A 19326-nucleotide genomic window follows, 5' to 3' on the forward strand; every position below is an offset into this window, starting at 1 on the left:
ACGCCGAAAGAAGGTCGAACGTGACCACACAGACCGAGGTGCCGCAGCGGCGCGGCACGCCCCAGGACTCGGGCTCCACCCCGGTCATCTCCGTGCGCAGGCTGTGGAAGGTGTTCGGGCCGAAGGCCGACCAGGTGCCGGACTCCGAGGAGCTGCGCGGGCTCACCCGCCGCGAACTCATGGACCGCACCGGCTGCACCGCCGCCGTACGGGACATCCACTTCGACGTCTCGCCCGGCGAGGTATTCGTCGTCATGGGTCTGTCCGGCTCCGGCAAGTCGACGCTGGTGCGATGTCTGACCCGGCTGATCGAACCCACCGCCGGTGAGGTCGTCTTCGAGGGCGAGGACATCCGCCAGGCCGACGACAGGCGCCTGCGCGATCTGCGCCGCCGCAAGTTCTCCATGGTCTTCCAGCACTTCGGTCTGCTGCCCCACCGCCGCGTCGTCGAGAACGTGGCGTTCGGTCTGGAGATCCGGGGCATGGGCAGGGCCGAGCGCGTCAGGCGGGCCCAGGAGGTCGTCGAGCTGGTCGGCCTCGCGGGCTACGAGAACTCCTACCCCGACCAGCTGTCCGGCGGTATGCAGCAGCGCGTGGGCCTGGCCCGTGCGCTGGCCGGTGACCCTGACGTGCTTTTCTTCGACGAGCCGTTCTCGGCGCTCGACCCGCTGATCCGGCGTGACATGCAGAACGAGGTCATACGCCTGCACCACGAGGTCGGCAAGACGATGGTGTTCATCACCCACGACCTCTCCGAGGCCCTCAAGCTGGGCGACCGCATCCTGATCATGCGCGACGGCAAGATGGTCCAGTGCGGCACCGGCGACGAGCTCGTCGGCGCCCCGGCGGACGACTACGTCCGCGAGTTCGTCAAGGACGTGCCGCGCGGCGACGTGCTCACCCTGCGCTGGATCATGCGCCCGGCGGAGGACGGCGACCCCCTGGACGGCCCCGAGCTGGGCCCGGACGTCGTGGTGAAGGAGGCCACCCGGGCGGTGCTCGCGGCCGACAAGCCGGTCAAGGTCGTCGAGGACGGCAAGCTGCTCGGCATCGTCGGCGACGAGGAGATCCTCGCGGTGGTCGCCGGGCAGGAAGGCGGCGCGTGATGACCGTCGCCGTGGAGAAACCCGAGAAGACGAAGCCGGTCGAGCCGCCCGCGCCCGTCGAAGAGGCACGAAAGGTCAGCCGGTCCATGATGGTCGGCGCCATCCTGGTCGTCTGGCTGGTGCTGTTCCTGGTGCTGCGCGGCAAGCAGACCCTGGCCCTGGCGGCGGCCGACCTGACCGACCTGCACCGGTGGTTCAACGACGTCAACGACTCGATCGGCGCGAACCGCAACTCCAACCCGCTCTTCCTCTACTTCTTCAACGAGATCCGCCTGGTCATCGACACTCTGGTGACCTTCGTCCAGGAGCTGATCTCACAGCCGTCCGCCGACCGGCCCGTCCCGCAGATCGGCTGGCTCGGTGTCGTCGGCATCGCCGGCTATGTCTCCTGGGCCGTGGGCAACTGGCGGGTCGCGCTGCTGGCGGTGGCCGGCTTCACCTTCCTGGGCCTGCAGGGCCTGTGGCAGGAGAGCATGGACACCCTGGCGCTCACCGTCTCGGCCGTCTTCGTGGCGCTGCTGTTCGCGATCCCGCTGGGCGTGTGGGCGGGGCTGTCCGACCGGTTCAACCGGGTCATCACGCCCTTCCTGGACTTCATGCAGACGATGCCGACCTTCGTCTATCTGGCCCCGCTGACCCTGTTCTTCCTCATCGGCCCGGCCTCCGCCACCATCGCCACCGTGATCTACGCGGCTCCGCCCGCGATCCGCATCACCGCGCACGCCATCCGCTCCGTGCCGGCGACGACGGTGGAGGCGGCCGACTCACTGGGGGCGACCCGACGGCAGGCCCTGCTGAAGGTCCTGCTGCCGATGTCCAAGCGGACCGTGGTGATGGGCGTCAACCAGACCATCATGGCCGCCCTGGCCATGGTGACCATCGCCGCCCTGATCGACGCGCCAGGCCTCGGCAAGACCGTCGTCCAGGCACTCCAGACGCTCGACGTCGGCACCGCCTTCAACGCGGGTCTGGCCATCGTCGTCATGGCCATCGTCCTGGACCGGGTCACCACCGCCGCGAGCGCACGCGAGGAGGCCGCCCGCCGTTCGAAGAACCGCTTCTTGGCGTGGCGACGCCCGCTGCTGGCGGCGGGTGCGGCGGTCACGGCGGTCCTGGCCTATCTGTCCCACACCTATCTGTGGGCGGCGGAGTTCCCCGGCGAGGGGGGCACCGGCAGCACCATCCGGAGCACGGCGGACAGTGTGACCACCTGGGTGCAGGACAACCTCTCGGGCCTCACCAACGCCTTCCGGGACGTCCTCACCAACAGTCTGCTCAACCCGTTCCAGGCGCTGCTCACCGACTCCCCGTGGTGGCTCGTCGGCGGGGCACTGATCGCGCTCGGCGTCGTCCTCGGCGGCCGGCGCGCCGGCGTCACCACGGCGGTGTGCGTGGGCCTGCTGGTCGGCACCGGTGTGTGGTCGGACGGCATGACGACACTGGCGTCCACCCTCGTCGCCACCGTGCTCGTGATGCTGCTCGGCGTCGTCTTCGGCGTCTGGATGGGGCGCAGCGCGCTGGTGGACCGGCTGATCCGGCCCACCCTGGACGCGGCCCAGGTCATGCCGCCGTTCGTCTATCTCGTGCCGTTCCTCGCGCTGTTCGGCGCGACCCGCTTCACGGCGATCGTCGCCGCCGTCGTCTACGCGGCCCCCGTCGCCATGAAGATCATCGCGGACGGCGTGCGGAACGTGCCCGCGACGACCGTGGAGGCGGCCACCTCCGCCGGGTGCAACACCTGGCAGATCATCACCAAGGTCCAACTGCCGATGGCACGCGGCGCCCTGACCCTCGCGACCAACCAGGGCCTGATCTACGTGCTGTCGATGGTTGTGGTGGGCGGCCTGGTGGGAGCGGGCGCCCTCGGCTACGACGTCGTGGCCGGCTTCTCGCAGGGGCAGTTGTTCGGGAAGGGGCTCGCCGCAGGGCTCGCCATCGTCCTTCTCGGAGTCATGTTCGACCGGATCACTCAGGCAGCGGCGCGGCGTACCAGCGCGTAAGGAGCAACTGACCATGGCAAGGCAAGCAAGACAGTGGAGAGTCGGCGCGGCCGGCATAGCGGTCCTCGGCCTCACCCTCACCGCCTGCGGTGGTGCGAAGGTCGGTGACAGCTCCTCGGACGCCGGCGGCTCGGGCAGCTCCGGCAAGTGCGGCACCTTCAACCTCGCCGTCAACCCGTGGGTGGGCTACGAGGCCAACGCGGCGGTCATCGCGTACGTCGCGGAGAAGGACCTCGGCTGCAAGGTCACCAAGAAGGATCTGAAGGAGGAGATCGCCTGGCAGGGCTTCGGGACGGGTGAGGTCGACGCCGTCGTCGAGAACTGGGGTCACGACGACCTGAAGAAGAAGTACATCACCGACCAGAAGACCGCCCTCGACGCCGGCCCGACCGGCAACGAAGGCCTCATCGGCTGGTACGTGCCGCCGTGGCTGGCCAAGGAGCACCCGGACATCCTCGACTGGAACAACCTCAACAAGTACGCGGCCGAGTTCAAGACGTCCGAGTCTGGTGGCAAGGGCCAACTCCTCGACGGCGACCCGTCGTTCGTGACGAACGACGAAGCCCTGGTGAAGAACCTCAAGCTGGACTACAAGGTCGTGTACGCGGGCAGCGAGACCGCCCTCATCCAGGCCTTCCGGAAGGCGGAGAAGAACAAGGAATGGGTGATCGGCTACTTCTACGAGCCGCAGTGGTTCATGTCCGAGGTGCCGCTGGAGAAGGTCAAGCTGCCCGAGTACAAGGCGGGCTGCGACGCCGACGCCGAGAAGGTCGACTGCGACTACCCCGTGTACAAGCTGGACAAGATCGTCAGCAAGAAGTTCTCCGAGTCGGGCAGCCCGGCCTATGACCTGGTGAAGAACTTCAGCTGGACCAACGACGACCAGAACGTCGTGGCCAAGTACATCGCGGTGGACAAGATGACCCCCGAGGCCGCGGCCGAGAAGTGGGTCGAGGCCAACCGCGACAAGGTGGAGGCCTGGATCAAGTAGGCCGTTCCCGGATGCCCGGTGGGTGGTGCGTACGGACGCGCACCGCCCACCGGGCATTCCTGTTTTTTCAAGCCTTTCTCCGACGTCACCGGACCTCTTGACACCCACCTGCACGGCAGGCACATTGAGTTGCGCAACCTGAATCACGTTGCGCAGAAAGCAACTCAACCGGAGGTGCGGCGATGGCGGGACCGCGTGTGGTCATCATCGGAGCGGGAGTCGTCGGCGCGGCGCTCGCGGACGAGATCTCGGCGCGGGGCTGGACCGAGGTGACCGTGGTCGACCAGGGCCCGCTTCCGGCCACCGGGGGCTCGACCTCGCACGCCCCCGGCCTGGTCTTCCAGACCAACTCCTCCAAGACCATGACCGAGCTCGCCCGCTACACCGTCGAGAAGTTCTGCTCCCTCGACGTCGACGGCAAGCCCTGCTTCCTCCAGGTCGGCGGCCTCGAAGTGGCGACCACGCCGGAGCGCCTCGCGGAACTGCAGCGCCGCCACGGCTGGATCACCGCCTGGGGCATCGAGTCCCGGCTCCTGACCGCCGAGGAGTGCGTCGAGCAGCACCCGCTGGTGAACCCGGACCGGGTCCTGGGCGGCCTCCTCGTCCCGACCGACGGCCTCGCCAAGGCCGTCCTCGCCGTCGAGGCCCAGATCCGCCGGGCCACCGAGCGCGGCGTGCGCTTCCTGGCCCGCCACGAGGTCCTGGACGTGCTCCGGGCCGACGGCGAGGTGACGGGTGTCCGCACCGACCAGGGCGATCTGGAAGCCGACATCGTCGTGTGCTGCGCCGGCATCTGGGGCCCGAAGATCGCCCGCATGGTCGGCATGAACCTCCCGCTGACCCCGCTCGCCCACCAGCTCGCCTGGACCGGCCCCGTCCCGGCCCTCGCCGGCCAGACCGAGGAGGCGGTCCGCCCGATCCTGCGCCACCAGGACGCCGACCTCTACTACCGCGACCGCTTCGACGGCATCGGCATCGGCTACTACGGCCACCGCCCGATGCCGATCTCGGCCGACGACATCCTCTCCGTGGACGAGGCCGACCAGATGCCGTCGATCCTGAAGTTCACCGAGGAGGACTTCGAGCCCGCCTGGACGGAGACCCAGTCCCTCCTCCCCGCCACGCAGGAGGCGAAGGTCGAGGAGGGCATCAACGGCCTGTTCTCCTTCACCACCGACAACTTCCCGCTCCTCGGCGAGTCCCCGGACGTCAAGGGCTTCTGGGTCGCCGAGGCCGTCTGGGTCACCCACTCCGCGGGCGTCGGCCGGGCCATGGCCGAGTGGCTGGTCGACGGCCACTGCTCGTCCTTCGACCTGCACGAGTGCGACGTCAACCGCTTCGAGCCGCACCAGCTGTCCCCGGAGTACGTCCTGGCCCGCGACTGCCAGAACTTCGTCGAGGTCTACGACATCCTCCACCCCCTCCAGCCCTCCGGCGACCCGCGCCCGATCCGCACCAGCCCCTTCCACGCCCGCCAGCAGGAGCACGGCGCCTTCTTCCTGGAGGCGAACGGCTGGGAGCGCCCGCAGTGGTACGAGGCCAACGCGAAGCTGGTCGAGGGCCGTTCCATCCCCACCCCGAACGACTGGGCCGCACAGTTCTGGTCGCCCATCGTCGGCGCGGAGGCGCAGGCCACCCGCGAGACCGTCGCGATGTACGACATGACGGCCCTCAAGCGCCTGGAGGTGAGCGGGCCCGGCTCCGCCGAGTTCCTGGAGCGGCTGTGCACCGGCAAGGTCGCCAAGTCCGTCGGCTCGGTCACGTACACGCTGCTCCTCGACCACGACGGCGGCATCCGCAGCGACATCACAGTGGCCCGCCTGGCCCGCGACCTCTTCCAGGTCGGCGCCAACGGCAACCTGGACCTCGACTGGTTCTCCCGCCACCTCCCGGCCGACGGCACGGTCCAGGTCCGCGACATCACGCCGGGCACCTGCTGCATCGGCCTGTGGGGCCCGCTGGCCCGCAAGGTCCTCCAGCCCCTCACGGACGAGGACTTCTCGGGCGACGGCCTGAAGTACTTCCGCGCCAAGCGCGCCTACATCGGCAGCGTCCCGGTGACGGCGATGCGGCTGTCGTATGTCGGCGAACTCGGCTGGGAGCTGTACACCACCGCCGACCAGGGCCAGAAGCTGTGGGACACCCTGTGGCAGGCCGCCCAGCCCCTCGGCGGCGTCATCGCCGGCCGCGGCGCCTTCAACAGCCTCCGCCTGGAGAAGGGGTACCGCTCCTTCGGCACCGACATGACCTACGAGCACGACCCCTACGAGGCCGGCGTCGGCTTCGCCGTCAAGCTCGACAAGGACGACTTCATCGGCAAGGCGGCACTGGAGCGCCGCAAGGCCGACGTCCGGCGCAAGCTGACCTGCCTCACCATCGACGACCCGCACTCGGTCGTCCTGGGCAAGGAGCCGGTCTACGACGGCGACCGGGCAGTCGGCTACGTCACCAGCGCCGCCTACGGCTACACCATCGGCAAGGGCATCGCCTACGCCTGGCTCCCGGCCGAACTGACCACCCCCGGCACACCTGTGCGGATCGGCTACTTCGACCAGCGCCTCGAGGCGGTCGTCGCCGAGGAGCCCCTGTTCGACCCCACCATGTCCCGCCTCCGTGGCTGACCGAGGGAAGACGATGACTGCGCAGACACTCGACGGCAGGGCGACCGCCGCCGGCATCCGCCGCGAACTCGCGGAGCGCGTGGCCAAGTTGACGGTCACCGACGGGCGCCCGCCGGGCCTCGGAACGGTCCTGGTCGGCGACGACCCCGGCAGCCGTGCCTACGTCGCCGGCAAGCACCGCGACTGCGCCCAGGTCGGCATCGCCTCCATCCGCCGGGACCTGCCCGCCGACGCCTCGCAGCGGCAGGTCGAGGAGACGATCGACGAACTCAACGCCGACCCGGCCTGCACCGGCTACATCGTCCAGCTCCCGCTGCCGCGCCACCTGGACGCCAACGCCGTACTGGAACGCATGGACCCCGCCAAGGACGCCGACGGCCTGCACCCCGTCAACCTCGGCCGGCTCACCCTGGGCGTCGAGGCACCGCTGCCGTGCACCCCGCGCGGCATCGTCGAACTGCTCCGCCGCTACGAGGTGCCCCTCGCCGGCGCGCGGGTGTGCGTGATCGGCCGGGGCATCACGGTGGGCCGCCCGATCGGCCTGCTCCTCACTCGCCGCTCCGAGAACGCCACCGTAACCCTCTGCCACACCGGCACCAAGGGCCTCGCCTGGCACGTCCGCGAGGCGGACATCGTCATCGCCGCCGCCGGCTCGCCCGGACTGGTCACCAAGGACATGCTGCGCCCCGGCGCCGCGGTCCTGGACGTCGGCATCACCCGCACCGACCAGGGCCTGGTCGGCGACATCCACCCGGACGCCGCCCAGGTCGCCGGATGGATCGCGCCCATGCCCGGCGGTGTGGGCCCCATGACCCGAGCGATGTTGCTCGCCAACGTCGTCGAGGCCGCCGAGAGGAACGCGAACACCGTATGAACCTGTCCCTGCCCAACGACGGAGACGTCCGATGAGCCCCCGCACCCCCGGCGCCGATCTCCCCGACCACCCCGACTGGCTGTGGCGCAACCCCGAGCCCAAGCGGTCGTACGACGTGGTGATCGTCGGAGGCGGCGGACACGGCCTGGCCACCGCCCATTACCTTGCGAGGAACCACGGCATCACCAACGTCGCGGTGCTGGAGAAGGGCTGGCTCGCGGGCGGCAACATGGCCCGCAACACCACGATCATCCGCTCCAACTACCTGTGGGACGAGAGCGCCGGCATCTACGAGCACGCCCTCAAGCTGTGGGAGGGACTGGCGGAGGAGCTCGACTACCCGATCCTCTTCTCCCAGCGCGGCGTGCTGAACCTGGCGCACAGTCTCCAGGACGTCCGCGACAGCGTGCGCCGTGTCGAGGCGAACCGCCTCAACGGCGTGGACGCGGAGTGGCTCGACGCGGACGGCGTCAAGGAAGTCTGCCCGATCGTCAACATCTCGCAGGACGTGCGCTACCCGGTCCTGGGGGCCACCTACCAGCCGCGCGCGGGCATCGCCAAGCACGACTACGTCGCCTGGGGCCTGGCCCGCTCGGCGGACGCCGCGGGCATCGACATCATCCAGAACTGCGAGGTCACCGGCCTCGACGTGGTCGGCAACCGTGTCGTCGGCGTCCAGACCAGCCTCGGCCCCATCGCGGCCGGCAAGGTGGCACTCTGCTCGGCGGGCCACACCTCGGTCCTCGCCGCCATGGCAGGGATCGAACTCCCGCTGCAGAGCCACCCGTTGCAGGCCCTGGTCTCGGAGCTCCTGGAGCCCGTGCACCCGACCGTCGTGATGTCCAACGCGGTCCACGTGTACGTCAGCCAGGCCCACAAGGGCGAGCTGGTGATGGGCGCGGGCATCGACGCGTACAACTCCTACACCCAGCGCGGCGCCTTCCACATCATCGAAGAGCAGATGTCGGCGGCCCTGGAGCTGTTCCCGGTCTTCGCCCGCGCCCACGTGCTGCGCACCTGGGGCGGCATCGTCGACGTCAGCCCCGACGCCTCACCGATCATCGGGCTCACCCCCGTCGACAACCTCTACCTCAACTGCGGCTGGGGAACGGGCGGCTTCAAGGCCACCCCGGGCGTCGGCTGGGTCTACGCCCACACCATCGCCAACGACACCCCGCACGGCCTCAACGCCCCCTTCTCGCTCGACCGTTTCACCACCGGCGCGCTCGTCGACGAGCACGGCGCGGCCGCGGTGGCCCACTAGGACCACTGGAATCTGGGAGCCGATCCATGCTGCTCATCCCCTGCCCGTGGTGCGGGCCCCGCGACGAGGCCGAGTTCCACTACGGCGGCCAGGCCCACGTGCCGTACCCGGAGGACCCGGCGTCCCTCTCCGACGAGGAGTGGGCCCGCTACCTGTTCTTCCGCGACAACCCGAAGGGCCCCTTCGCCGAGCGCTGGAGCCACGCGGCGGGCTGCCGCCGCTGGTTCAACGCGGTACGGGACACGTCGACGAACGAGGTCCTGGCGGTGTACCGGTCGGGAGAGGAACGCCCGGCGACTCCTGAGCCAAGGCCAGTATTTTCAGCCCGTCCGGGGGTCCCCCCTCTGGGGGAGTTTGAGGACGAGGCCGTTCAGGCCGAAGGGGGGCCTGGGGGCGCAGCCCCCAGCGGGGTCGAAGGGGCGGAGCCGCTTCAGGATGGGACGGGTAGGGGCGGCGGGGGCGCTGCACCCATCAGCGGCTCCGCCGCGGGGCAACCGTTCCGCCACGCGACCCGCGGCCGAATCGACCGCGACACCCCCCTCACCTTCACCTTCGACGGCACCGAATACCGCGGCTTCCGAGGCGACACCCTCGCCTCCGCCCTCCTCGCCAACGGCGTCATCCACACCGGCACCAGCATCAAGCTCGGCCGCCCCCGAGGCATCTTCTCCGCCGGCGTCGAAGAACCCAACGCGGTCATCCAGATCGAGGAACCCTTCCCGGAGCCCATGCTGCCCGCGACGACCGTCGAGCTCTACGACGGCCTCGTGGCCACCAGCCTCCCCGGCCAGGGCCGCCTCGCCACCAGCCCCGACCCCGCCCGCTACGACGCCGTACACGCCCACTGCGACCTGCTGATCGTGGGCGCCGGCCCGGCCGGCCTCGCGGCAGCGGCGGCGGCAGCGCGAAGCGGCGCCCGCGTCATCCTCGCCGACGACCAGCCGGAGCCGGGCGGCAGCCTCCTGGGCACCGCCGAACACCTCGACTGGGTCCAGGACGTCACCCGGCAACTCGACGCCGCCCCCGAGGTCCGCGTCCTGCCCCGCACCACCGTCTTCGGCTACTACGACGACAACCACCTCCTCGCCGTCGAACGCCGCACCAACCACCTCGGCGCCGCCGCCTCCGAGAACGTCTCCCGCGAACGCGTCTGGCGCATCCGCGCCCGCCGAGTCGTCCTCGCCACCGGCGCCCACGAGCGCTCGCTCGCCTTCGCGGACAACGACCGCCCGGGCGTGATGCTGGCCTCCTCGGCCCGCACCCACGTCAACCGCCACGGCGTCCTGCCCGGCCGCCACGCGGTCGTGTTCACGACCAACGACAGCGCGTACGCGGCGGCGCTGGACCTGGCCTCGGCCGGTCTCGCCATCACGGCGATCGTCGACACCCGCCCCGAACCGGGGGAGTGGGCCGATCGTGCGAGGGCGGCCGGTATCGAAGTCCTGCCCGGCCACGCCGTCACCGGCACGGAAGGCGGCGACGACCGCCTCACCGCCGTGACGGTCGCCCCGTACGGAGAATCCGCGGGGCAGCGGCAGTTCGCCGCCGACCTGTTGCTGGTCTCCGGCGGCTGGAACCCGGTGGCGCACCTGTTCAGCCAGTCCGGCGGCAAGCTGCGTTACGACGAGACACTGGGCTCCTTCGTCCCCGACACCTGCCGCCAGCAGGTCGAGGTCGCGGGCAGCGCGAGCGGCGTCATGGACCCGGCCACGGTCCTGGCACAGGGCGCGGCAGCCGGTGCCCGCGCAGTCGAGGCCGAGGGGTACACGCCCGAGACACCCCGCCTCCCGGCGGTGCCCGCGCAGCCGCGGCCGACGCCGCCGATGCACGTGTACGTCGTCCCGGGTGATACGGACGCCCCGCGCTTCGTCGACCTCCAACGCGACGTCACCGTCGACGACCTGGCCCGCGCGACCGGCGCCGGTCTGCGCTCGGTCGAGCACACCAAGCGCTACACCACCGCCGGCACCGCCAACGACCAGGGCAAGACCTCCGGCGTCCTCGCCAGCGGCGTCGTCGCCGAACTGCTCGGCGTGGACATCTCGGCGCTCGGCACGACCACGTTCCGCCCCCCGTACACGCCGGTCTCCTTCGCCGCCCTCGCGGGCCGCGACCGAGGCGCGCTGAGCGACCCGGTCCGCACGACCGCCATCCACGAGTGGCATGTCGCGCACGGCGCCCTGTTCGAGAACGTCGGCCAGTGGAAGCGCCCCTGGTACTACCCGCAGGACGGCGAGGACATGGAGGCCGCCGTACTGCGCGAGTGCCGGGCCACCCGCGAGAGCGTGGGCTTCATGGACGCCTCCACTCTCGGCAAGATCGACGTGCAGGGCCCGGACGCCGGCGTCTTCCTCGACCGGCTCTACACCAACATGATGAGCACCCTGAAGGTCGGCATGATCCGCTACGGCGTGATGTGCCGCCCGGACGGCATGGTCTTCGACGACGGCACCGTCATCCGCGTCGCCCAGGACCGCTTCCTGGTCACCACGACGACGGGCAACGCGGCCACCGTCCTGGACTGGATGGAGGAGTGGCTCCAGACCGAGTGGCCCGAGCTGAAGGTCCACTGCACGTCCGTCACCGAGCAGTGGGCCACGGTCGCCCTGGTCGGCCCGAAGTCCCGCGAGGTACTCGGCTCGCTGGCACCCCGACTCGCCGTCGCCAACGACGACTTCCCGTTCATGGCCTGGCGCGAGACGACCGTCGCCGGCATCGCGGCCCGGGTCTGCCGGATCAGCTTCTCCGGCGAACTCGCCTACGAGATCAATGTGTCACCGTGGCAGGCGCTCGCCCTGTGGGAGGCCGTGTACGAGGCCGGCGCCCCGTACGGCATCACCCCGTACGGCACGGAGACCATGCACGTCCTGCGGGCCGAGAAGGGCTACCCGATCATCGGCCAGGACACCGACGGCACCGTCACCCCCCAGGACCTCGGCATGAGCTGGGTGGTGTCCAAGAAGAAGCCGGACTTCATCGGCAAGCGGTCCCATGCCCGCGCCGACACGACCCGCCCCGACCGCAAGCACCTGGTCGGCCTGCTCCCCGAGGACCCGGGCACCTTCCTCCCGGAGGGCACGCACCTGGTCGCCGACGGTGTGCTGCCGAGCCCGCCCGTGCCGATGCTCGGGCATGTCACGTCCAGCTATCGCAGCGCGGCCCTCGGCCGGACGTTCGCGCTCGCCCTGATCAAGGGTGGCCGGGACCGAATCGGCGAGCGGCTGTACGCCCCCGTCGGCGACCAACTCGTGCCGGTGACCGTCGCCGGCCCTGTCCTCTACGACCCCGAGGGAGCCCGCCGAGATGGCTGAGACCGCCCTTACCGTCCCGCTCCGCAGCCCGCTGTCGCAGGTCACGGACCGCCTTGCCACCGCGACACGCACGTCCGGGGGCGCGATCAGGCTGGCCGAACTCCCCTTCCTGGCCCAGCTCAACGTGCGCCTCGACGCCAAGGGAGCAGCGGCGGAAGCCGTCGGACTCGCCCTGGACCTGCAACTGCCCCTCCAGCCGAACACCGCCGTCCGCGCGGGGGAATTGACCGCGCTGTGGCTCGGTCCGGACGAGTGGCTGCTGGTGGGACCGCCGGGAAGCGAGCGGGACCTGGAGGACCGGATCCGGGAGGCCGCGGGTGACGAGCACGTCTCCGTCACCGACGTCTCCGCGCAGCGCACCACGCTCCTCGTCACGGGCCCGCGCGCCCACGACCTGCTGGCCCACGGCTGCCCGCTGGACCTGCACCCACGGGCCTTCGGCTCCGGACGCTGCGCCCAGACGACCCTGGGCCGCACACAGGTCGTCCTGGTCGCCCGGGACGAACCCAGGGCCGGATTCTGGGTCCTGGTCCGCTCGTCGTTCGCCGGCTATCTGGCGGACTGGTTGCTCGACGCGGCGACGGAATACGTCTGAGCGACAACGGACGGGGCTGCCCCGTCACCCTGTGGGAGCTCCGTCGAGGGGCTCCCACAGGGCTTTGCGCACCGAGTTTCGCCATACCCATCGAAGGCTGGACCCAGTGACCGTCACGGCTGACACCACCACCGCGCACCCGGGAACGCCCGCACTCCATCCGCACGGGCTGCCACGACCCGGTCGCACGCTGGTCATGGGCGTCGTGAACGTCACCGCGGACTCGTTCTCCGACGGCGGGCTGTCGTTCGCCGCGGACGCGGCCGTCGCGCACGGGCTCGCGCTGCTCGAACAGGGCGCGGACATCGTGGACGTGGGCGGCGAGTCGACCCTCCCCCAGACTCCGTCCGGGGGGACCCCCATTTCGCTTCGCTCGGAGCGGCACGCCCGCCGGTCGCGGAGGAGCTGCGGCGCGTCCTGCCCGTCGTCCGGGAACTCGCTGCCGCGGGCGCGATCGTGAGTGTCGACACCATGCGGGCCGAGGTCGCCGCCCGCGCGCTGGACGCGGGTGCGCGGCTGGTCAACGACGTCTCAGGGGGCCTCGCCGACCCCGCGATGCTGCCCCTGATGGCGCGGGCGGGGACGCCGTACGTGCTGATGCACTGGCGTGGGCACTCCGCCGGCATGCAGGCGAACGCCGTCTACGACGACGTCGTCACCGATGTGCTCGACGAGCTGCGGTTGAGGATCGAGGCTGCGTTGGAGGCGGGGATACCGCCCGGCCGCCTGGTCGTCGACCCGGGGCTGGGCTTCGCCAAGACGCCCGACCACAACTGGGAGCTGCTGGCCGCCTCGGGGATGTCGTGGCCCTGGGACACCCGGTCCTCGTGGGCGCGTCACGCAAGTCGTTCCTGGGCGGTCTGCTGGCGGACCGCACGACGGGACGACCGCGTCCGGCACGGCTGCGGGATGCCGCGACCACCGCCGTGTCCGTGCTCGCCGCCGCACAGGGCGTCTGGTGCCTGCGCGTGCACGATGTCGCCTCGACGGCCGACGCCGTACGCGTGACGGCCCGCTGGGGAGCCGAGGCGTCGGCGCGGTCGCCGCTGGGCTGAGCGCCCCCGGTGGAGCCTCAGCCCAGGTAGCCCATCCGGCGGCTGATCTCCTCCGCGCCCCCGATCAGCCCGGGGGCGAGCTCGTGCATGCGTTCCTCGGTGAAGCGGTACGTGGGGCCGGAGGCGCTGAGGGCGGCGATCACCTCGCCGTCGCGGGAGCGGATCGGAGCGGCCATGGCGTGCAGCCCGATCTCGAGTTCCTCCAGCGCCACCGCGTACCCGCGCTCGCGTGCCTCGGCGAGATCCTTCTCCAACTTGGTCCTGGCGGTCAGGGTGTGTGGCGTCAGCCTCTGCGTGCCCGACTCCGCGAGCACGGCGGCGCGCTCCTTCTCCGGCAGATGGGCCAGCAGGATCTTGCCGCTCGACGTGGCGTACACCGGGGTGAGCTGGCCGACCCAGTTGTGGGTGCCGACCGCGCCCGGGCCGCGTACCTGGCAGAGGTTGACGGCGTAGTGCTCCTGCAGGACGGCGATGTTGACGGTCTCGCCGATCTCCTCGCTGAGCCGCTCGCACACCGGCCGCCCCTGCTGGGTGATGTCGAGGCGCCCCGTGACCGCGCCGGCCAGGCGCACGATCCCGAAGCCCAGCCGGTACTTGCCCCGCTCGGCGGTCTGCTCGACCAGGCCGCGGGCTTCCAGCGCCCCGAGCAGCCGGAACGCGGTCGACTTGTGGACGTCGATCTCGGCGGCCACCTCGCTGACGCCCGCGTCGCCGCGTTCGGCGAGGATCTCCAGGACGCTGACGGCGCGGTCGACGGACTGAACCCCGTTCACCGCGGGACCCGCTGTTTCGCTATCTGCGGTGTAGTTGCTCATAGCGCAACTATACGCAAGGGGCCCATGGGGCTCCATGGGTCCCGCATGGTCGCACGGCCCGCCCTGCCGGCGGAAGACCGCTGTGCAGTTCCCGTTCGCCAGTACCCGGGTCTCCTTGGCCATGTGTGTCCGTTTTCCGCCGGGATGGCAACTTCGCTCGACCAACCCCTTGACAGTGGGTGTCCGCAGGGAGAAAGTTTGGTCGTCGTTGCTTATAGCGAAGAAGGTTGCGCAATATGCAACCAGCGCCAGGCTCGACCACCCCGGCCCTGGCCGGGCCCGGTGAAGTTCCTCTCCCCCCTCCCGGCATCCAGAACATCAGGCCGAAGATCCCGAAGATCGCATTCGGCCGTCCCCTCGACGAGGAGATCGACCGTGACACACGAGGTACGCGCCGTGGTCGCCCGGAAGAAGGGCGCACCGGTCTCGGTGGAGACCGTCCTGGTGCCGAACCCCGGCCCTGGTGGGGCGCTGGTGCGGGTGCAGGCCTGCGGTGTCTGCCACACCGACCTGCACTACCGGGAGGGCGGGATCAACGACGAGTTTCCCTTTCTGCTCGGCCACGAGGCGGCCGGTGTCGTCGAGGCGGTCGGCGAGGGCGTCACCGACGTCGCGCCCGGCGACTTCGTCGTCCTCAACTGGCGTGCGGTCTGCGGCACTTGCCGGGCCTGCGGCAAGGGCAGGCCCTGGTACTGCTTCGCCACCCACAACGCCACCCGGCCGATGACCCTGGCCGACGGCACCCCGCTCTCTCCGGCCCTCGGCATCGGCGCCTTCGCCGAGAAGACCCTGGTCGCCGCCGGCCAGTGCACCAAGGTGGACTCGACCGCCTGGCCCGCCGCGGCGGGGCTGCTCGGCTGCGGGGTGATGGCAGGGTTCGGCGCCGCGGTCAACACCGGCGGCGTGGGCCGCGGCGACTCCATCGCGGTGATCGGCTGCGGCGGCGTGGGGATGGCGGCGATCGCGGGCGCCAAGGTGGCCGGTGCCGGCCGCGTCATCGCCGTCGACGTCGACGAGCGGAAGCTGAAGTGGGCCGAGCGGCTCGGCGCCACCGACACCGTCGACTCCTCCCGGACCGACGCCGTCGAGGCGATCCGTGAACTCACCGGCGGCTTCGGCGCCGACGTCGTCGTGGACGCGGTCGGCCGCCCCGAGACCTTCAAGCAGGCGTTCTACGCCCGCGACCTGGCCGGCACCGCCGTACTGGTGGGCGTCCCCACTCCGGAGCTGACCCTCGACCTGCCCCTGCTGGACGTCTTCGGTCGCGGCGGGGCCCTGAAGTCCTCCTGGTACGGCGACTGCCTGCCCTCCCGTGACTTCCCCGCCCTGATCGACCTCCACCTCCAGGGCCGTTTCGACCTGGGCGACTTCGTCACCGAGACGATCACCCTGGACGAGGTGGAGGCCGCGTTCGCCAAGATGCACCACGGCGACGTCCTGCGCTCGGTGGTGGTCCTGTGACCGCGTGCATCGAACGCCTGGACGGACCTCACCGGCTGGAGCGGGGCCCTCTGTTCGCCGCACCGCATCCCCTGCTGGACCTCCCGAGCGCATGCAGCACCGACCACCCCATCGCCCTGTTCGACCCGCGCCGCGTGCGCGTTGGACATCCTCCGAAGGTGACGAGATGACCATCACGAACCTGCCGCCCAGCCTGATCCCCACGCTGTCCGGCGAGTACTACACCGACCCCGAGGTCTTCGCCCAGGAGCAGGAGCGGGTCTTCGAGGCCATGTGGTTCTGCGTGGCCCGCGCCGCCGAGCTGGACAAGCCCGGCGCCTTCCGCACCTACCAGGTGGGCCGCGAGAGCGTGCTGATCTCCCGCTCGCGGGACGGCTCGGTCAAGGCGTTCCTCAACATCTGCCGGCACCGCGGCGCCAAGCTGTGCACCGAGGAGTCCGGCGAGGTGAAGCGCGCCTTCCAGTGCCCGTACCACGCCTGGACCTACGGCCTGGACGGCAAGCTGGTCGCCGCGCCCAACCTGACCTCGATGCCGGACATCGACCGGACCGCGTACGGCCTGATCAACGTCCATGTGCGGGAGTGGCTCGGCTATGTGTGGGTGTGCCTCGCCGACGAGCCGCCGTCCTTCGAGGCCGACGTGCAGGGCGCGGTCGTCGAGCGACTCGGCGACCTCGAGTCGATCGAGCGCTACGGCGTCGACGACCTGAAGGTGGGCCGCCGTATCACCTACGACGTGAAGGCCAACTGGAAGCTCATCATCGAGAACTTCATGGAGTGCTACCACTGCGCCACGATCCACCCCGAACTCACCGAGGTACTCCCGGAGTTCGCGGACGGCTACGCGGCCCAGTACTACGTCGGTCACGGAGCCGAGTTCGGCGAGGAGGTCCACGGCTTCACCGTCGACGGCTCCGAGGGCCTGGACCGCATACCGGGTGTCGCCGAGGACCAGGACCGCCGCTACTACGCCATCACCGTCCGGCCGCAGGTCTTCAACAATCTCGTGCCCGACCACGTGATCTTCCACCGGATGTACCCGATGGCACCCGACCGCACGGTCGTCGAGTGCGACTGGCTGTATCTGCCGCACGTCGTGGAGGGCGGCAAGGACGTGGAGCGTTCGGTGGAGCTGTTCCACCGGGTCAACCAGCAGGACTTCGACGCATGCGAGCGCACCCAGCCGGCGATGAGCTCGAAGGCGTACGCCAAGGGCGGTGTCCTGGTGCCCAGCGAGCACCACATCGGCGAGTTCCACACCTGGCTGCAGAACAAGCTCGAGGTCGGCACCAAGCGCTGACCCGCCCCACCCCGCATGGGTTGCGGATCGCGCAACCTCGAGCATTATCAGAAATTGATCTACGACACCTCCCTTGACAACGCCCGCACCGCGCGGAAACCATGTTGCGTATAGCGAATGTGGTTGTGTTATGCGAGACAACTCCCCGTCTGGAGCCGGCATGAGGAGCATTACGGTCGTCGGAGCGTCGCTGGCAGGCCTGAGCACGGTCCGCGCGCTGCGCGCGGAGGGCTACGATGGCGAGATCGTCGTCGTGGGGGAGGAGCGCCACACCCCCTACGACCGCCCGCCGCTGTCCAAGGACTTCCTCAAGGGGGACATCGACGCCGAAGGGTTGGCGCTCGGTGACGCGGACGAGTACGAGATCCTGGACGTGCAGTGGCTGCTCGGCGAGCGTGCGGTGCGGCTCGACCCCGTCGCCCGGACCGTCACCCTGACCGGCGGACGGCACGTGCGCACCGACGGTGTCGTCGTCGCGACCGGCGCCGGCCCCCGCACTCTCCCCGGCACGGAGGGGCTGGCGGGCGTCCACACCCTGCGCACCCTGGACGACGCCCTGGCCCTACGCACCGAACTGCTCGACGGCCTGCCCCGGGTCGTCGTCATCGGCGCCGGGTTCATCGGTGCCGAGGTGGCGTCCACCGCGCACCGGCTCGGGCTCCACGTCACCGTCGTCGAGGCGCTCCCGATACCTCTCGAGCGGCAACTCGGTCGCGAGATGGGGCTGGTGTGCTCCTCGCTCCACAACGATCACGGGGTTCGACTGCTGTGCGGAACCGGTGTGACGGAACTCGTCGGCGAGGGCCGGGTCACCGGCGTGCGGCTGGCGGACGGACGTCTGCTGCCCGCCGACATCGTCGTGGTCGGCGTGGGCGTCCGCCCCCACACCGACTGGCTCGCCGGCTCCGGTGTGCGGGTGGACGACGGCGTGGTGTGCGACGCGGGCTGCTCGACCGGCGTTCCGGGCGTGGTCGCCGTCGGTGACGTAGCCCGCTGCCCCAACCCGTTCACCGGACGGCACACCCGCATCGAGCACTGGAGCAACGCCACCGAGCAGGCGAAGACCGCCGCCCGCACGCTGCTGACCGGTGTGTCCGCCCAAGCCCCGCTCACCGCGCCGTACTTCTGGTCCGACCAGTACCAGGTACGCATCCAGGTCGCCGGACACGTCGCCCCCGGCGCCGAGCCCGAGGTCGTCGAGGGAGACATCGACAGCCGCACCTTCACCGCCCTCTACCGGCGCGAGGGCACCCCTGTCGCCGTGCTCTCCCTCAACCAGCCGAAGTTCTTCAACCGCTTCCGCCGCACCCTCGTCCCCGCAGCCGCGGCCGTCGTGTCATGAGCTCCGTACCCGAACTCCCGGGGCAATCCCCAGGGGAGACCGCCACGAGCATTCCGCGGCACCTGCGTTACACCTGGGACCACGAGTGGCTCGTGGTGGAGGAGGGCAACGCCACCGTCGGCATCACCGCGTTCGCGGCCAAGGCACTCGGCGACGTCGTCCACCTCCGCCTGCCCGAGGTCGGCGCCTGGGTCGAGGCGGGGGAGAGCTGCGGACGGATCGAGTCACTCACCGCCGTCAGCGGCCTGTACGCCCCCGCCTCGGGCCGGGTCCTGGAAGTCAACACCGCGCTGGCTCACGACCCCGGCGTCGTCAACGCCGCCCCCTACACCGGCGGCTGGCTGTTCAGGCTGCGGGTCGAGAACATCGCCGGCGCGCTGTCCGCCGATGCCTACGCCGCCCACTGCGCCCACACCCAAGGAGACCGCCGATGACCCTGTTCAACCAGCCCCTGCACGAGCTCGACCCGGCCGTCGCCGCCGCGCTCGACGTCGAGCTGGAGCGCCAGCAGTCCACCCTGGAGATGATCGCCTCCGAGAACTTCGCGCCGGTCGCGGTCATGCAGGCGCAGGGCTCGGTCCTGACGAACAA

14 protein-coding genes and 2 pseudogenes are annotated in these 19326 nt (G+C 70.6%); 15 read left to right on the plus strand and 1 reads right to left on the minus strand.

Annotation, left to right across the window (positions count from 1 at the left end; genetic code table 11):
• Positions 1–20: 20 nt before the first annotated feature.
• The 10 genes and pseudogenes from IF78_RS0134795 (at position 21) to folP (ending at position 13817) form a co-directional block, all read left to right on the plus strand.
• A complete protein-coding gene (locus IF78_RS0134795; RefSeq protein WP_031486561.1) occupies positions 21–1106 on the plus strand; it encodes a quaternary amine ABC transporter ATP-binding protein in 1086 nt (361 codons plus the stop codon).
• The gene (locus IF78_RS0134800; protein ID WP_031486562.1) at positions 1106–3106 is read left to right on the plus strand and encodes an ABC transporter permease; all 2001 of its coding nucleotides are present in this window, start codon (positions 1106–1108) and stop codon (positions 3104–3106) included. Before IF78_RS0134795 ends, IF78_RS0134800 begins: the two co-directional genes overlap by 1 nt.
• A gap of 13 nt (positions 3107–3119) precedes the next feature.
• Positions 3120–4097 (plus strand): ABC transporter substrate-binding protein, encoded by a 978-nt coding sequence (locus IF78_RS0134805; RefSeq protein WP_031486563.1) that lies wholly within the window; start codon positions 3120–3122, stop codon positions 4095–4097.
• A 182-nt stretch (positions 4098–4279) separates the two neighbouring features.
• Positions 4280–6718, plus strand: a complete 2439-nt coding sequence (locus IF78_RS0134810; protein ID WP_031486564.1) for a GcvT family protein — start codon at positions 4280–4282, stop codon at positions 6716–6718.
• 13 nt (positions 6719–6731) lie between these two features.
• Positions 6732–7592 (plus strand): bifunctional methylenetetrahydrofolate dehydrogenase/methenyltetrahydrofolate cyclohydrolase, encoded by an 861-nt coding sequence (locus tag IF78_RS0134815; protein WP_031486565.1) that lies wholly within the window; start codon positions 6732–6734, stop codon positions 7590–7592.
• A 31-nt stretch (positions 7593–7623) separates the two neighbouring features.
• Positions 7624–8856, plus strand: coding sequence for a sarcosine oxidase subunit beta family protein (locus tag IF78_RS0134820; RefSeq protein ID WP_031486566.1), 1233 nt, complete (start codon positions 7624–7626; stop codon positions 8854–8856).
• A 26-nt stretch (positions 8857–8882) separates the two neighbouring features.
• Positions 8883–12167, plus strand: coding sequence for a sarcosine oxidase subunit alpha family protein (locus IF78_RS0134825; protein ID WP_031486567.1), 3285 nt, complete (start codon positions 8883–8885; stop codon positions 12165–12167).
• Positions 12160–12762: a sarcosine oxidase subunit gamma gene (locus tag IF78_RS0134830; protein ID WP_031486568.1), complete on the plus strand. Its 603-nt coding sequence runs from the start codon at positions 12160–12162 to the stop codon at positions 12760–12762. Before IF78_RS0134825 ends, IF78_RS0134830 begins: the two co-directional genes overlap by 8 nt.
• A gap of 106 nt (positions 12763–12868) precedes the next feature.
• Positions 12869–13222 carry a dihydropteroate synthase gene (locus tag IF78_RS50980; RefSeq protein ID WP_369122761.1) on the plus strand — a complete coding sequence of 118 codons (354 nt, stop codon included), beginning with the start codon at positions 12869–12871 and terminating at the stop codon, positions 13220–13222.
• A pseudogene (gene folP, locus IF78_RS44135) lies at positions 13180–13817 on the plus strand (dihydropteroate synthase). The gene IF78_RS50980 and the pseudogene folP overlap by 43 nt, the downstream one beginning before the upstream one ends.
• A 17-nt stretch (positions 13818–13834) precedes the next feature.
• On the opposite strand, the gene IF78_RS0134840 reads toward folP, so the two are convergent.
• Positions 13835–14632, minus strand: coding sequence for an IclR family transcriptional regulator (locus IF78_RS0134840; RefSeq protein ID WP_031486569.1), 798 nt, complete (start codon positions 14630–14632; stop codon positions 13835–13837).
• Positions 14633–15007: 375 nt separating this feature from the next.
• Here IF78_RS0134840 and IF78_RS0134845 point away from each other — a divergent pair, with 375 nt between their 5' ends.
• From IF78_RS0134845 to IF78_RS46790, 5 genes and pseudogenes are all read left to right on the plus strand, one after another.
• The gene (locus IF78_RS0134845) at positions 15008–16093 is read left to right on the plus strand and encodes an S-(hydroxymethyl)mycothiol dehydrogenase (protein WP_031486570.1); all 1086 of its coding nucleotides are present in this window, start codon (positions 15008–15010) and stop codon (positions 16091–16093) included.
• A gap of 166 nt (positions 16094–16259) precedes the next feature.
• Positions 16260–17393 carry an aromatic ring-hydroxylating oxygenase subunit alpha gene (locus tag IF78_RS0134850; protein WP_031486571.1) on the plus strand — a complete coding sequence of 378 codons (1134 nt, stop codon included), beginning with the start codon at positions 16260–16262 and terminating at the stop codon, positions 17391–17393.
• A gap of 160 nt (positions 17394–17553) precedes the next feature.
• Positions 17554–18735, plus strand: a complete 1182-nt coding sequence (locus IF78_RS0134855) for an NAD(P)/FAD-dependent oxidoreductase (RefSeq protein ID WP_031486572.1) — start codon at positions 17554–17556, stop codon at positions 18733–18735.
• Positions 18732–19169, plus strand: coding sequence for a glycine cleavage system protein GcvH (gene gcvH, locus IF78_RS0134860; RefSeq protein WP_051828383.1), 438 nt, complete (start codon positions 18732–18734; stop codon positions 19167–19169). Before IF78_RS0134855 ends, gcvH begins: the two co-directional genes overlap by 4 nt.
• Positions 19166–19326, plus strand: a pseudogene (locus tag IF78_RS46790) (serine hydroxymethyltransferase); the annotation flags it as partial. The gene gcvH and the pseudogene IF78_RS46790, both read left to right, overlap by 4 nt.

The sequence above is a fragment of the Streptomyces bicolor genome (assembly GCF_000719285.1).
Classification (GTDB): domain Bacteria; phylum Actinomycetota; class Actinomycetes; order Streptomycetales; family Streptomycetaceae; genus Streptomyces; species Streptomyces bicolor.